General features: G+C 64.1%; 16 protein-coding genes. All 16 read left to right on the top strand.

Annotated elements, in window-relative coordinates; genetic code table 11:
* The first annotated feature begins 278 nt into the window (after positions 1-278).
* The 16 genes from M2S36_RS21790 (at position 279) to fliA (ending at position 15,004) form a co-directional block, all read left to right on the top strand.
* Positions 279-584, top strand: coding sequence for an STAS domain-containing protein (locus tag M2S36_RS21790; protein ID WP_013973600.1), 306 nt, complete (start codon positions 279-281; stop codon positions 582-584).
* An 8-nt stretch (positions 585-592) separates the two neighbouring features.
* A complete protein-coding gene (locus tag M2S36_RS21785) occupies positions 593-2,284 on the top strand; it encodes a fused response regulator/phosphatase (protein WP_233687576.1) in 1,692 nt (563 codons plus the stop codon).
* Between the two features lie 48 nt (positions 2,285-2,332).
* Positions 2,333-2,680: an Hpt domain-containing protein gene (locus M2S36_RS21780; RefSeq protein WP_207829760.1), complete on the top strand. Its 348-nt coding sequence runs from the start codon at positions 2,333-2,335 to the stop codon at positions 2,678-2,680.
* A gap of 72 nt (positions 2,681-2,752) precedes the next feature.
* On the top strand, positions 2,753-4,024 hold the full coding sequence (locus M2S36_RS21775; RefSeq protein ID WP_333957830.1) for a flagellar hook-length control protein FliK: 1,272 nt from the start codon (positions 2,753-2,755) through the stop codon (positions 4,022-4,024).
* A 218-nt stretch (positions 4,025-4,242) separates the two neighbouring features.
* Positions 4,243-4,740, top strand: coding sequence for a flagellar basal body-associated protein FliL (fliL, locus tag M2S36_RS21770; protein ID WP_207829775.1), 498 nt, complete (start codon positions 4,243-4,245; stop codon positions 4,738-4,740).
* 9 nt (positions 4,741-4,749) lie between these two features.
* A complete protein-coding gene (gene fliM / locus M2S36_RS21765) occupies positions 4,750-5,718 on the top strand; it encodes a flagellar motor switch protein FliM (RefSeq protein WP_207829787.1) in 969 nt (322 codons plus the stop codon).
* A 47-nt stretch (positions 5,719-5,765) separates the two neighbouring features.
* Positions 5,766-6,236, top strand: a complete 471-nt coding sequence (gene fliN / locus M2S36_RS21760; protein WP_207829790.1) for a flagellar motor switch protein FliN — start codon at positions 5,766-5,768, stop codon at positions 6,234-6,236.
* A 12-nt stretch (positions 6,237-6,248) separates the two neighbouring features.
* Entirely contained in the window at positions 6,249-6,683 is a 435-nt protein-coding gene (gene fliO / locus M2S36_RS21755; RefSeq protein ID WP_333957829.1) for a flagellar biosynthetic protein FliO, read from the top strand.
* On the top strand, positions 6,683-7,450 hold the full coding sequence (fliP, locus tag M2S36_RS21750; protein WP_207829813.1) for a flagellar type III secretion system pore protein FliP: 768 nt from the start codon (positions 6,683-6,685) through the stop codon (positions 7,448-7,450). Before fliO ends, fliP begins: the two co-directional genes overlap by 1 nt.
* A gap of 21 nt (positions 7,451-7,471) precedes the next feature.
* Positions 7,472-7,741: a flagellar biosynthesis protein FliQ gene (gene fliQ / locus M2S36_RS21745; protein ID WP_063912833.1), complete on the top strand. Its 270-nt coding sequence runs from the start codon at positions 7,472-7,474 to the stop codon at positions 7,739-7,741.
* 7 nt (positions 7,742-7,748) lie between these two features.
* The gene (fliR, locus tag M2S36_RS21740; protein ID WP_025340075.1) at positions 7,749-8,525 is read left to right on the top strand and encodes a flagellar biosynthetic protein FliR; all 777 of its coding nucleotides are present in this window, start codon (positions 7,749-7,751) and stop codon (positions 8,523-8,525) included.
* Positions 8,526-8,527: 2 nt separating this feature from the next.
* Positions 8,528-9,670, top strand: a complete 1,143-nt coding sequence (flhB, locus tag M2S36_RS21735; protein ID WP_333957828.1) for a flagellar biosynthesis protein FlhB — start codon at positions 8,528-8,530, stop codon at positions 9,668-9,670.
* Positions 9,671-9,888: 218 nt separating this feature from the next.
* On the top strand, positions 9,889-12,018 hold the full coding sequence (gene flhA / locus M2S36_RS21730; protein ID WP_063912829.1) for a flagellar biosynthesis protein FlhA: 2,130 nt from the start codon (positions 9,889-9,891) through the stop codon (positions 12,016-12,018).
* A gap of 11 nt (positions 12,019-12,029) precedes the next feature.
* Positions 12,030-13,340 (top strand): flagellar biosynthesis protein FlhF, encoded by a 1,311-nt coding sequence (flhF, locus tag M2S36_RS21725; protein WP_233687578.1) that lies wholly within the window; start codon positions 12,030-12,032, stop codon positions 13,338-13,340.
* Positions 13,341-13,433: 93 nt separating this feature from the next.
* Positions 13,434-14,267 carry a flagellar synthesis regulator FleN gene (gene fleN, locus M2S36_RS21720; protein WP_207829841.1) on the top strand — a complete coding sequence of 278 codons (834 nt, stop codon included), beginning with the start codon at positions 13,434-13,436 and terminating at the stop codon, positions 14,265-14,267.
* The gene (gene fliA / locus M2S36_RS21715; protein ID WP_063912826.1) at positions 14,264-15,004 is read left to right on the top strand and encodes an RNA polymerase sigma factor FliA; all 741 of its coding nucleotides are present in this window, start codon (positions 14,264-14,266) and stop codon (positions 15,002-15,004) included. The genes fleN and fliA overlap by 4 nt, the downstream gene beginning before the upstream one ends.
* Positions 15,005-15,024 lie beyond the last annotated feature (20 nt).

The following is a 15,024-nucleotide window of genomic DNA, read 5'->3' as shown; positions in this document are numbered from 1 at the left end:
CTACATCTGTTTCGGGCCAGTTATTCCTGAGGCAGAGGCGCGCGGTCCTTTTGGTAGCCACCTCGATATTGTGCCGGACAAACAAGGCGGTCGCGCGCGCCGGTACAGGTGTTACTGGCCCGAAACAGATGTAGGAGCGAGCTTGCTCGCGATGCGCCGCGCGGGCGGCGCGCGATCTCACAGGCGCTGCAAGGCCCGTGGCGAGCACTTGCCACCCCCGCCATCGCCTGCTAAACCTTTAAGGAGTTGCATCCGCCATCATCGAAGGAATCGCTAGCATGGCAGTCGAGACTGATTTTTCGCAGGACGGGAAAAAACTGACGATCAAGATCAAGGGGCGTTTCGATTTCGGCAAGCATCAGGAATTCCGTGACGCCTACGAACGCCAGCCCAGCCGGCCCGATTCGGTGGTCGTCGACCTGAAGGACACCACCTACCTCGACAGTTCCGCACTCGGCATGCTGCTGTTGCTGCGCGACCACGCGGGCGGCGATGAGTCGGATGTGCGCGTGGTACATGCCAGCTCCGATGTGCGCAAGATCCTCGCCATCTCCAATTTCGAAAAACTCTTCGATATCAGTTGAGCGCCGACATGCCGGCCGAACAGGCGTTGACCGTGCTGGTCGCCGAAGACGGTGCCGCCGACCGCATGCTGCTGGCGCAGATCGTCCGCCGACAGGGCCATCAGGTATTCACCGCGGAAAACGGCGAGCAGGCGGTGGCGCTGTTCATCGAGCGGCGCCCGCAGCTGGTGCTGCTGGATGCGCTGATGCCGGTGATGGATGGTTTCGAGGCGGCGCGGCAGATCAAGGCCCTGGCCGGCGAGGCGCTGGTGCCGATCATTTTCCTGACCTCGCTGAATGAGGAGGAGGGCCTGGTGCGCTGCCTGGAGGCCGGTGGCGATGACTTCATGGCCAAACCTTACAGTGCGGTGATCCTTGGTGCCAAGATCCGCGCCATGGACCGCCTGCGCCGGTTGCAGGCCACCGTGCTGGAGCAGCGCGACCAGATTGCCCGGCACCACCACCACCTGCTCAACGAGCAGCGAGTGGCCAAGGCGGTGTTCGACAAGGTGGCCCACTCCGGGTGCCTGACCGCGCCCAACATCCGCTACCTGCAATCGCCCTATGCGCTGTTCAATGGTGACCTGATGCTGGCCGCGTTCACCCCGTCCGGCGACATGCGCGTGCTGCTCGGCGATTTCACCGGCCACGGCTTGCCGGCGGCGGTAGGGGCCATGCCGTTGGCCGACGTGTTCTACGGCATGACCGCCAAGGGCTACGGTATGGCGCAGGTCCTGCGCGAGATGAACGCCAAGCTCAAGCGCATCCTGCCGGTGGACATGTTCTGTTGTGCGCTGCTGCTCAACCTCAGCATGCAGCGCGGTTCGGTGGAAGTGTGGAACGGTGGCATGCCTGACGGCTATCGCCTGGCGGTGGATGGCCAGGTGCTGTCGGCGCTGAGTTCACGACACCTGCCGCTGGGCATTCTGGATGCCGAGCGTTTCGATGACAGCACCGAGGTGTTGCCGTTGGCGCCCGGCGAGCGCCTGCTGCTGCTGTCGGACGGCGTGCTCGACACCGCCGACGACCAGGAACGCCTGTTCGGCGTGCAGCGCCTGCGCAGGGTGCTGGCCGACAACCGTGACCCGGTACGGCTGTTCGACGAAGTGATGCAGGCCCTGGAGCGCTTTGGCGGGCGACCGCGCGATGACATCAGCCTGTGCGACATCCGGATGTTCAGCGCCGAGGAGCGGGTGCCGGCGCCGATGATCTACTCTGATAGCGGCCGCTCCAGCCCGCTGGACTGGTCGGTGGGGTTCGAGGTGCGGGGCGAGAGCCTCAAACGCTTCAACCCGGTGCCGTACCTGGTGCAATTGTTGCAAGAGATTCACGGCCTGCGCGCGCGTACCGGCAACCTGCACAGTGTGCTCAGCGAATTGTATTCCAATGCCCTGGAGCATGGTGTGTTGGGCCTGGACTCGCAGCTCAAGTGCGATGGGCAGGGCTTTGCCGACTATTATCAGGAGCGCGCCCGGCGCCTGGGGTTGCTGACCGACGGTTACGTGCGCGTCGATTTCAAGGTTGAACCGCTTGCCGAGGGTGGGCGTCTGAAGATCGAGGTCCGTGACAGTGGTGCCGGGTTCGATGTGCAGCGGGTGCTGTCGCGGCCCGCGCTGGAGCAGGGGCTGAGCGGGCGTGGCCTGAACCTGGTGCGGCGGCTGACCAGCAGCGCGCGCTGGAGTGAGGGCGGGCGCTGCGCGCATGTGGAGTTCGTCTGGTGAGCCGCGGGCTGGCTCGGGCATAATCTGGCTTGATCAAGGAGTGAACAAGTGACTGACATGCATATTGACCACAAGGTGCTCAGTGACCTGCGTGAGGTCATGGAAGAGGGCTACCTGCAGTTGGTGCAGACTTTTCTCGACGACTCCGAAAGGCGCCTGGGCCAGCTGCACGCGGCCAAAAGTGCCGAAGAGCTTGGTTCCGCGGCCCACAGTTTCAAGGGCAGCAGCAGCAACATGGGCGCAGTTGCGTTGGCCAGCCTGTGCCAGCAGCTGGAGGAGCGCGCGCGGCGGCCCCCGCTGTATGGCATCGAGGACTTGATCAACCGTATCGACCAGGAGTTCCTTGAGGTGCAGCGCTTCTACCGAGGTGAGCAGCAACGCATTTCGGCGGGTTGATACACGACTTGGCGCGAGTCTTGCCTGTCTGTGGCTGGATGATTTTTTTGTTTCTGGCGCGGAGACCGCTCGATGCCTGTCGCACCCAACCCATTGCTGCAAGGCAACACTGTTGCCAAGACCTCGCGTTCGGCCAACGCACAGGCCGACAAACCGCTGCAGGCGCCGGGCGACAAGGGTGACGGCTTTGGTCAGGTGATGGCCAGGCAGGGTCGCGACAAAGTCGCCGGGCAGGACGATAAGGTGGCTCAGGCCAGGCCCAAGGACAAACCCGAGGCGGCGCAGAGCGGCAAGAAAGACCCTGCCGACAAGCCCGCGGTTGCCGATGACGGCAAACAATTGCCAGCCGATGACCAGGTCCAGGCCGATACCGGCTTGCGCGATGCCAGCCTGGTGGCCGGCCAGATCACCGACGCCCAGCCAGGCGCACAACTGATCCAGGCCCAGGCCGAGGCGGTGGCACCGGTGCTTCAAGCCGCCACGGCGCAGGTGCAGACGTCGGTCACGGCCGCGCTGCCCGAGGAGCCGGCCGCCGAGGAAGCCTTCGACCCTGACGCCGACCCTTTGGCCAACCTGCCGACCTTGCGTCTGGCGCTGGAGCACAGCGCCCAGGCCAAGGGGGCGACCTCGGCGCATGCCCTGGACCCTGCGCAGGCTCAAGGCGAGGAGGGGCAGGTGGCCGTCAATACCTTGGCGAATCTGGTCGAGCATGCCGAGGGTGAAAAAGGTGAGCCTGGCGACAGGGCCTTTGGTGCCTTGCTCGAAGATGGCCTGAAGGACACCAAGAGCGCCGGCAGCGATACGCGCGTCGACGATTTCGCCAACCGCCTGGCCAACCTGACCCAGGCCGCCACGGCCAAGACCGCCAATGCCGTGTCGGCCAATGCCAGCCCATTGCACCAGCCGCTGCCGATGAACCAGAACGCCTGGGCCGAGGGCCTGGTCAACCGGGTCATGTACCTGTCCAGCCAGAACCTCAAGTCGGCGGATATCCAGCTGGAGCCGGCGGAACTGGGCCGCCTGGACATTCGCGTCAATGTTGCGACGGACCAGTCGACCCAGGTCACCTTCATCAGCGGCCACGCCGGCGTGCGTGACGCCCTCGACAGCCAGGTGCACCGCCTGCGCGAGCTGTTCGCCCAGCAAGGGCTGGCGCAGCCGGATGTCAACGTGGCCGACCAGTCGCGCGGGCAGCAACAGCAGCAGGGGCAGGCGCAAGGCAGCAACCTGTCCGGGGTGGCGGCGCGCCGGGCCGAGCAGGGCGGGGCCGAGGCAGTCGATAGCGCCCGGCCTGTGGAGCAGCAGGTGGTTGTTGGTGACAGTGCGGTCGATTATTACGCGTAGATCCCGATTGCCTGTACTGGCCTCTTCGCGGGTAAACCCGCTCCCACAAGTACAGCGCAGGGTTCGAAGCCTGTGGAGGTCCTGTGGGAGCGGGTTCACCCGCGAAGAAGCCAGCACGGTTGTCCCTGCTGAAATCTCCCTTCTGCAAAATCTGGCATAACACTTGCTCAAGCCAAGCCATCCTCCCTTGAACCCCCGATGGACGACGGATTATTGGCATGGCGAAGAGCGAAGCAGTCAAAGACCCCGCCACTAAAGGCAAACTCAAGCTGATCCTGCTGGCCGTAGTGGGCCTGTTGCTGGCGATCGGCCTTTCGGTGGGCGCTACCTGGTTCATCATGCACAAGAGCGAGCCGGCCCCGGCCGCCGAACCTGCAGCCAGCAACGTCAAGCCTGCGGCCATCTACGAAGCGCTGGCCCCGGCCTTCGTGGTCAACTTCAACCAGAACGGTCGCCAGCGCTACATGCAGGTGAGCATCACCCTGCAAGCGCGCAACCAGGCCGACCTGGATGCCCTCAAGGTGCACATGCCGGTGATCCGCAACAACCTGGTGATGATGTTCTCCGGGCAAGGCTTCGACACCTTGGCCGGCAGCCCGGTGGGGCAGGAAATGCTGCGCCAGAAGGCCACCGCGGTGGTCCAGGAAGTGGCGCAGAAGGAAGTCGGCAGGCCGGTCGTCGACCAGTTGCTGTTCACCAATTTCGTATTGCAGTAGGAGTCCGCAATGGCCGTACAGGACCTGCTGTCCCAGGATGAAATCGATGCCCTGTTGCATGGCGTTGACGACGGGCTGGTGCAGACCGAGAGTGCATCCGAGCCTGGCAGCATCAAAAGCTACGACCTGACCAGTCAGGACCGTATCGTGCGGGGTCGCATGCCGACCCTGGAAATGATCAACGAGCGCTTCGCCCGTTACACCCGTATCAGCATGTTCAACCTGCTGCGCCGCTCCGCCGACGTGGCGGTGGGTGGCGTGCAGGTGATGAAGTTTGGCGAATACGTACACTCGCTGTACGTGCCGACCAGCCTCAACCTGGTCAAGATCAAGCCGCTGCGCGGCACCTCGCTGTTCATCCTCGACGCCAAGCTGGTGTTCAAGCTGGTGGACAATTTCTTCGGTGGCGACGGCCGCCACGCCAAGATCGAAGGCCGTGAGTTCACGCCCACCGAGTTGCGGGTGGTGCGCATGGTGCTGGACCAGTGCTTCGTCGACCTCAAAGAAGCCTGGCAGGCCATCATGCCGGTCACCTTCGAGTACATGAACTCCGAGGTCAACCCGGCCATGGCCAACATTGTCGGCCCCAGCGAGGCGGTGGTGGTGTCCACCTTCCACATCGAGCTGGACGGCGGTGGCGGCGACCTGCACGTGACCATGCCGTACTCGATGATCGAGCCGGTGCGGGAAATGCTCGATGCCGGTTTCCAGTCCGACCTCGACGACCAGGACGAGCGCTGGATCAAGGCCTTGCGCGAGGATGTGCTGGACGTGGCTGTGCCGCTGTCTGCCACGGTCGCCCGGCGCCAGTTGAAGCTGCGCGACATCCTGCACATGCAGCCTGGCGACGTGATCCCGGTGGAGCTGCCCGAGCATCTGGTGCTGCGCGCCAACGGCGTGCCGTCGTTCAAGGCGCGCCTGGGCTCGCACAAGGGCAACCTGGCGCTGCAGATCATCGACCCGATCGAACGCCGCTGACGGCGTGCCGGTCGCTCATAACGAATTGAATGCCTGTCGAGGAAACCATGGCTAACGAAAACGAGATCACCTCCCCAGAGGACCAGGCACTGGCCGATGAGTGGGCTGCGGCACTGGAAGAAACCGGTGCAGCCGGCCAGGCTGACATCGATGCACTGCTGGGTGGCGACACCGGTAGCAGCACCGGCGGCGCGGGTCGCCTGCCGATGGAGGAGTTCGCCAGCTCGCCGAAGCCGAGCGAAAACGTCAGCCTGGAAGGCCCTAACCTGGATGTGATCCTGGACATTCCGGTGAGCATTTCCATGGAAGTGGGCAGTACCGAAATCAACATTCGCAACTTGCTGCAGCTCAACCAGGGCTCGGTGATCGAGCTCGATCGCCTGGCCGGCGAGCCGCTTGACGTGCTGGTCAACGGCACGCTGATCGCCCATGGCGAAGTGGTGGTGGTCAACGAAAAGTTCGGCATCCGCCTGACCGACGTGATCAGCCCCAGCGAACGTATCAAGAAGCTGCGCTGAGTGAAGGGCACGATGCGCGCCATCGCGGCCTTCGCCGCGCTGCTCGCCAGCCAGGCTTGCCTGGCCGCGGCCACGCCGGCGGCGACCCCGGCAGCTGCGCCTGGCAGCCTCGGCGGGCAACTGGCGCAGATGGTCTTCGGCCTGCTGCTGGTGGTCGGCCTGATCTTTTTCCTGGCCTGGTTGCTGCGGCGTCTGCAGAGCACGGCGGTCAAGGGCGGGCAGGTGATCGAGATCGTCGGCAGCCGGGCCATCGGCCCGCGTGACCGCCTGCTGCTGGTGCAGGTGGGCAAGGAGCAGATCCTGATCGGCCATACCCCCGGCAGCATCGAGGCCCTGCATGTGCTGGCCGAACCCGTGGAAGTGCCGGAAAGCGCCCGCCAGGCGACGCCGGAGTTTGCCCAGCGGCTGATGGAGCTGATGGGCAAGGACCCTAAGGACAAGTTGTGATGAGCGGCGCGCTGCGTACGTTGTTGAGCTCTTTATTGGGTGTGGCGCTGCTGCTGGTTGCGCCGCTGGCCCTGGCCGCCGACCCGCTGTCGATCCCGGCCATTACCCTGTCCAATACCCCGGACGGGCAGCAGGAATATTCGGTCAGTCTGCAAATCCTGCTGATCATGACGGCGCTCAGTTTCATCCCGGCGTTCGTCATCCTGATGACCAGCTTCACCCGCATCATCATCGTGTTCTCGATCCTGCGCCAGGCGCTAGGCTTGCAGCAGACACCGTCGAACCAGTTGCTCACCGGCATGGCGTTGTTCCTGACCATGTTCATCATGGCCCCGGTATTCGACCGGGTGAACCAGGACGCGCTGCAGCCGTACCTGAAGGAGCAGATGACCGCCCAGCAGGCCATCGACAAGGCCCAGGGGCCGCTCAAGGACTTCATGCTGGCGCAAACCCGGCAAAGCGACCTCGACCTGTTCATGCGCCTGTCCAAGCGCACCGATATCGCCGGCCCGGACCAGGTGCCGCTGACGATTCTGGTGCCTGCGTTTGTCACGTCCGAGCTGAAGACCGCGTTCCAGATCGGTTTCATGATCTTCATTCCGTTCCTGATCATCGACATGGTGGTGGCCAGTGTGCTGATGGCCATGGGCATGATGATGTTGTCGCCGCTGATCATCTCGCTGCCGTTCAAGATCATGCTGTTCGTGCTGGTCGATGGCTGGGCGCTGATCATGGGCACCCTGGCCAGCAGTTTCGGCGGCGTCTGACGCCGTCAAGGAGAGCCGCCGATGACACCTGAAGTTGCTGTCGACCTGTTCCGTGATGCCTTGTGGCTGACCACCCTGATGGTCGCCGTGCTGGTGGTGCCGAGCCTGCTGGTGGGCCTGGTGGTGGCGATGTTCCAGGCTGCCACGCAGATCAACGAACAGACCCTGAGTTTCCTGCCGCGCCTGCTGGTGATGCTGATCACGCTGATCATCGCCGGGCCGTGGCTGGTGCAGAAGTTCATGGAGTACATCACCAGCCTCTATACCAACATCCCGCAGCTGATCGGTTGACGCGGCGATGCTTGAGCTGACCGACACGCAGATCGGCACCTGGGTCGCCACCTTCATCCTGCCCTTGTTCAGGGTGACCGCGGTGCTGATGACCATGCCGATCTTCGGCACTCGCATGCTGCCGGCGCGGGTGCGCCTGTACGTGGCGGTGGCGATTACCGTGGTGATCGTGCCGGCGCTGCCACCCCTGCCGGAATTCGACCCGCTGAGCCTGCGTGGTTTGCTGCTGTGCGCCGAGCAGATCATTGTCGGCGCGCTGTTCGGCCTGGCCTTGCAGCTGCTGTTCCAGGTCTTCGTGATAGCCGGGCAGATCGTCGCGGTGCAGATGGGCATGGCCTTCGCTTCGATGGTCGACCCAGCCAATGGTGTCAACGTCACGGTGATCAGCCAGTTCATGACCATGCTGGTGAGCGTGTTGTTCCTGCTGATGAACGGCCACCTGGTGGTGTTCGAGGTGCTGACCGAAAGCTTCACCACCTTGCCGGTGGGCAACGCGCTGGTGGTCAACCACTTCTGGGAGCTGGCCGGGCGCCTGGGGTGGGTGTTCGCCGCCGGCCTGCTGCTGATTCTGCCGGTGATCGCCGCGCTGCTGGTGGTGAACATTGCCTTCGGTGTGATGACTCGCGCCGCACCGCAGTTGAACATCTTCTCTATCGGTTTCCCGCTGACCCTGGTCATGGGCATGTTCATTTTCTGGGTCGGCCTGGCCGATGTGCTGTCCCACTACCAGGCGTTGGCCAGCGAAGCGCTGCAATGGCTTCGTGAACTGGCGAGGGCGCGCTGAGCATGGCGGAGAGCGAGAGCGGTCAGGACAAGACAGAAGACCCCACCGAGAAACGCAAGCGCGATGCCCGCGAGAAAGGCGAGATCGCGCGCTCCAAGGAGCTGAACACGGTGGCGGTGACCCTGGCCGGCGCCGGTGGCCTGCTGGCGTTCGGTGGCCACCTGGCCGAGACGCTGCTGGAGATGATGCGCATGAACTTCAGCCTGACCCGCGACATCATCGTCGACGACCGGGCCATGGGCGCCTTCCTGCTGGCCTCGGGCAAGATGGCGATATGGGCGACGCAGCCGGTGCTGATCCTGTTGTTCGTGATCTCCTTCGTGGCGCCTATCGCCCTGAGCGGTTTCCTGTTCTCCGGCAGCCTGTTGCAGCCCAAGTTCAGCCGCATGAACCCGTTGTCGGGGATCAAGCGCATGTTCTCGATGCATGCTCTGACCGAGCTGCTCAAGGCGCTGGCCAAGTTCTTCGTGATCCTGGTGGTGGCCGTGGTGGTCCTGGTCAACGACCGTCAGGCCTTGCTGTCGATTGCCAACGAACCGCTGGAGCAGGCGATCATCCACAGCGTGCAGGTGGTTGGCTGGAGTGCGCTGTGGATGTCGGCCGGGCTGCTGCTGATTGCTGCGGCGGACGTGCCGTTCCAGCTGTGGCAGACGCACAAGAAAATGAAGATGACCAAGCAGGAAGTGCGCGACGAGTACAAGGACAGCGAGGGCAAGCCCGAGGTCAAGCAGCGTATTCGCCAGCTACAGCGCGAGGTGTCGCAGCGGCGCATGATGGCGGCGGTGCCGCAGGCCGATGTGATCATCACCAACCCGACGCACTATGCGGTGGCCCTGCAGTACGACCCGGAGAAGGGTGGGGCGGCGCCGTTGCTGCTGGCCAAGGGTACCGACTTCATGGCCCTGAAGATTCGCGAAATCGGTGTGGAGCACAAGATCCAGATCCTCGAATCGCCGGCCCTGGCGCGGGCGATCTACTACTCCACCGAACTTGAGCAGGAAATCCCTGCCGGGCTGTACCTGGCGGTGGCGCAGGTGCTGGCCTATGTGTTCCAGATCCGCCAGTACCGGGCTGGCAAGGGCAAGCGGCCGGAGCCGCTGAAGGATGACCTGCCGATTCCGCCGGACCTGCGCCGCGACAGTTGACCTTGCATCAGGGCTTCTGGCCCTTTCGCGGGTGAACCCGCTCCTACAGGTCCTCAGCAGGCCTTGAAGGCTGTTCGGTCCCTGTGGGAGCGGGTTCACCCGCGAAGAGGTTGGAACAGGCAACATAAATCCCCCGTCGAGCAAAGTTGGAAAGCTTCTTGCAAAGCCAGCGCCAGGCGCCCCCTGTGCGTCAAAGTTTTGCATCAAGAGGACTCGCGGTGGATCGCACTCAGTTAATCAGCAACGCCCGTAACAACCTGGCCGGGCTCGGCCGGGGCAACCTGGGTGTGCCGCTGTTGCTGCTGGTGATGTTGGCAATGATGATGTTGCCGATACCGCCGTTCCTGCTCGACGTGTTCTTCACCTTCAACATCGCCCTGTCGATCGTGGTGCTGCTGGTCTGCGTGTACGCCCTGCGCCCGCTCGACTTCGCGGCGTTCCCCACCATCCTGCTGGTGGCCACGCTGTTGCGCCTGGCCCTGAACGTGGCCTCCACCCGGGTGGTCATGCTGCATGGCCAGGAGGGCCACGGTGCTGCCGGCAAGGTGATCCAGGCCTTCGGCGAGGTGGTGATCGGCGGTAACTATGTGGTCGGTGGCGTGGTGTTCGCCATCCTCATGATCATCAACTTCGTGGTGGTGACCAAGGGCGCCGGGCGTATCTCGGAAGTGAGCGCGCGTTTCACCCTCGACGCCATGCCCGGCAAGCAGATGGCCATCGACGCCGACCTCAATGCCGGCCTGATCGACCAGGCCCAGGCCAAGCACCGTCGTGCCGAAGTGGCGCAGGAAGCCGAGTTCTACGGTTCGATGGACGGTGCCAGCAAGTTCGTCCGCGGTGACGCCATCGCCGGCCTGCTGATCCTGTTCATCAACCTGATCGGCGGCATGCTGATCGGCATGCTGCAGCACGGCATGAGCTTCGGCGACGCCGGCAAGGTGTACGCCTTGCTGACCATCGGTGACGGTTTGGTGGCGCAATTGCCATCACTGCTGCTGTCCACCGCTGCCGCGATCATGGTTACCCGGGCCTCGGGCTCCGAGGACATGGGCAAGCTGATCAACCGGCAGATGTTCGATTCGCCCAAGGCCCTGGCGGTGTCCGGCGCGCTGATGATCGTCATGGGCCTGGTGCCGGGCATGCCCCACGTGGCCTTCCTCAGCCTCGGCCTGCTGGCCGGTGGCGGTGCCTACCTGGTGTGGAAGAAACAGCAGAAAGCCAGGCTGCAGGCGCAGCAGGAGGCGCAGCGCCAGCAGGACCTGCTGCCCTCGCCGCAGCGCGCACTGGAGACCAAGGAACTGGGCTGGGACGACGTCACGCCCATCGACATGATCGGCCTGGAGGTTGGCTACCGGCTGATCCCGCTGGTCGATCGCAACCAGGGTGGCCAGCTGCTGGCGCGGATCAAGGGCGTGCGCAAGAAGCTGTCGCAAGACCTGGGCTTCCTCATGCCCACCGTGCACATCCGCGACAACCTCGACCTGCAGCCCAGTGCCTATCGCCTGACCCTGATGGGGGTGATCCTGGCCGAGGCCGAGATCTACCCGGACCGCGAGCTGGCAATCAACCCGGGGCAGGTGTTCGGTACCCTCAACGGTATTGCCGCACGTGACCCGGCGTTTGGTCTGGAGGCCGTGTGGATCGACGTTGGCCAACGCTCCCAGGCGCAGTCGCTGGGCTACACCGTGGTCGACGCCAGTACCGTGGTGGCCACCCACCTCAACCAGATCCTGCAGAAGCACTGCCACGAGCTGATCGGCCACGAAGAGGTCCAGCAGCTGCTGCAAGTGCTGGCCAAGGCATCGCCTAAACTTGCAGAAGAACTGGTGCCTGGTGTCATTTCCTTGTCAGGCCTGCTCAAGGTGCTGCAAGCGCTGTTGTCGGAACAGGTGCCAGTGCGCGATATTCGCAGTATCGCCGAGGCGATCGCGAACAACGCCGGCAAGAGTCAAGATACCGCCGCGCTGGTGGCGGCGGTGCGCGTCGGATTGTGTCGCGCCATCGTGCAAAGCATTGTCGGCGTTGAGTCGGAGCTGCCAGTGATTACCCTGGAGCCAAGGTTGGAACAGATTTTGCTGAATAGTCTGCAAAGGGCCGGGCAAGGTCAGGAAGATGGTGTTCTTCTGGAGCCGAGCATGGCCGAGAAGCTGCAGCGTTCGTTGATCGAAGCGGCCCAGCGCCAGGAAATGCAGGGCCAGCCGGCCATCCTCCTGGTCGCCGGCCCGATCCGTGCCATGCTGTCGCGTTTCGGTCGCCTGGCTGTACCGAATTTGCATGTTCTGGCGTATCAGGAAATACCTGACAACAAGCAAGTCACCATCGTTGCCACCGTGGGCCCTAACGGCTGAGGTAGGGGATAATGCAAGTTAAGCGATTTTTCGCCGCCGATATGCGTCAGGCCATGAAGCTGGTCCGCGATGAGCTGGGCGCCGATGCCGCCATCATTGGCAACCGCCGCATCGCCGGCGGTGTCGAACTGACTGCTGCGCTGGACTACAAGCTGTCCGCCCTGGCCCCGCGTGTGCCCAACGCCGAGCTGGAAGAAGAGCTGCGCAAGACCCATACGCGCATCGCCACTGCCCAGGCCGAGCTGGACCACCGCCCGGACACCAGCGACAACAACCGCCAATTGTTCGCCGGGCAGTCGCTGACCGCCGCCGAGCCGTTGATCGAACCCCATGTCGATGCTCCCGAGGCCGCTGCTGCAGCCCCTGCGTCGGCACCGGTCGACCCGCGCCTGTTCGATGCCATGCGCTCCGAGCTGTCGGGCCTGCGCGAGCTGCTGGAAGTGCAGCTCGGTTCGCTGGCCTGGAATCAGCTGCAGGGCAGCAAGCCGCAACAGGCCACCGTCTGGCGCCGGCTGCAGCGCATCGGCCTGTCCGGGCCGATCGCCCGCGAGCTGCTGGACCTGACCGCCGAGATCGATGAGCCACGCCACGCCTGGCGCATGCTGCTGGCGCACCTGGCGCGGATGATCGAAATCCCCGAGATCGAGCCGATCGAAGAGGGCGGGGTGATCGCCATGGTCGGCCCGGCCGGCATGGGCAAGACCACCACCCTGGCCAAGCTGGCCGCCCGCTACGTGCTCAAGTACGGCGCGCAGAACCTGGCGCTGGTGAGCATGGACAGCTTCCGCATTGGTGCCCAGGAGCAGCTCAAGACCCTGGGTCGTATCCTCAACGTGCCGGTGACCTATGTCGACCCGGGCCAGTCGCTGGCCGCGGCGCTGGAGCCGCTGCTGCGCAAGCGCGTGGTGCTGATCGATACCGCCGGCCTGCAGGCCAGCGACCCGGCCCTGCGCATGCAGCTGGAAACCCTGGCTGGGCGTGGCATTGCCGCGAAGAACTACCTGGTACTGGCCACCACCAGCCAGAAGCAGGTGCTGACCGCCGCCTACCACAGCTACAAGCGCTGCGGCCTGGCCGGCTGCATCCTGACCAAACTCGATGAAACGGCGAGCCTTGGCGACGTGCTGAGTCTTGCCATCAGTCATGAACTGCCAGTGGCCTACCTGACCGATGGGCCGCGCATTCCTGACGACCTGCACCTGCCTCGGGGGCACCAGTTGGTTACCCGTGCGGTCAATGTGCAGCAGCAGGACGAGCCCAGCGAAGAGGCCATGGCCGACATGTTCGCTGATCTCTATCACAACCCACGGCGAGCGGGTTGATGATGAAGCGTGTGCAAGGTAGCTATGCCAAAGGGTACGCAGAATTGCCCTACGTGTGGCCTGAGTCCCAGCGAGACAAGGTAAAGAACAGACATGGGTAGCATGCATCCCGTACAGGTGATCGCCGTGACCGGTGGCAAAGGTGGCGTCGGCAAGACTAACGTTTCAGTGAACCTGTCCCTGGCGCTGGCCGAGCTTGGCCGCAGGGTCATGCTGCTCGACGCCGACCTGGGTCTGGCCAATGTCGACGTGCTGCTGGGCCTTACACCCAAGCGGACCCTGGCCGATGTCATCGAAGGGCGCTGCGAGCTGCGCGACGTGATGCTGCAGGGCCCGGGTGGTGTGCGCATCGTGCCGGCGGCCTCGGGCACGCAGAGCATGGTGCACCTGGCCCCGGCCCAGCATGCCGGGTTGATCCAGGCGTTCAGCGAAGTTGGCGACAACCTTGACGTGCTGGTGATCGACACCGCAGCCGGTATCGGCGACTCGGTGGTCAGCTTCGTTCGCGCCGCCCAGGAAGTGCTGCTGGTGGTATGCGACGAACCGACCTCGATTACCGATGCCTACGCCCTGATCAAGTTGCTCAACCGCGACTACGGCATGAACCGTTTCCGTGTGCTGGCCAACATGGCGCAGAGCCCGCAGGAAGGGCGCAACCTGTTCGCCAAGCTGACCAAGGTCACCGACCGCTTCCTTGACGTTGCCCTGCAGTACGTGGGTGCCGTGCCGTATGACGAGTGCGTGCGCAAGGCGGTGCAGAAGCAGCGTGCGGTCTACGAAGCCTTCCCGCGCTCCAAGTGCGCACTGGCCTTCAAGGCGATTGCCCAGAAGGTCGACAGCTGGCCGCTGCCGGCCAACCCGCGCGGCCATCTGGAGTTCTTTGTCGAGCGCCTGGTGCGGCCCACCAGCGCGGGACCTGTGCTATGAATGCCAGCGGCTTCAAGATGTACAGCCGGGCGTCGAAAGACGCCCAGTACGAGCTGATCGAACGCTATGCCCCGCTGGTCAAGCGCATCGCCTACCACCTGCTGGCGCGGTTGCCGGCCAACGTGCAGGTCGAGGACCTGATCCAGGCCGGCATGATCGGCCTGCTGGAAGTGGCCAACAAGTACGACGCCAGCAAGGGCGCCAGCTTTGAAACCTACGCCGGCATCCGCATCCGCGGAGCCATGCTGGACGAAGTGCGCAAGGGTGACTGGGCACCGCGTTCGGTGCACCGCAACACGCGCATGGTCAGTGACGCGATGCGTGCAGTGGAAGCAAGAACCGGCCGCGACGCTAAAGATCATGAAGTTGCTGCCGAACTCCAATTGAGTCTCGATGATTACTACGGGATCCTGAACGATACCCTGGGCAGCCGCCTGTTCAGCTTCGACGACCTGTTGCAGGACGGCGAGCACGAAGGGCTGCATGAGGATGGCGCCAGTGGCCACGTCGAGCCTGCGCGTGGCCTGGAGGACGAGCGCTTCCAGGTTGCCCTGGCCGAGGCCATCGCCAACCTGCCGGAGCGTGAACGCCTGGTACTGGCGCTGTACTACGACGAAGAGCTGAACCTCAAGGAAATCGGAGAGGTGCTTGGGGTCAGCGAGTCGCGGGTCAGCCAGTTGCACAGCCAGTGTGCCGCGCGCCTGCGCAGCCGCCTGGGGGAATGGCGGGCGCGTTGAGCCCGGAGTCGTTGCAGTCG

Origin of the sequence: Pseudomonas sp. SF2 (genome assembly GCF_036858055.1) — a bacterium.
Taxonomy (GTDB): domain Bacteria; phylum Pseudomonadota; class Gammaproteobacteria; order Pseudomonadales; family Pseudomonadaceae; genus Aquipseudomonas.
Note: the sequence above shows the minus strand (reverse complement) of the source record. Positions and strands in the feature narration are given on the sequence as shown.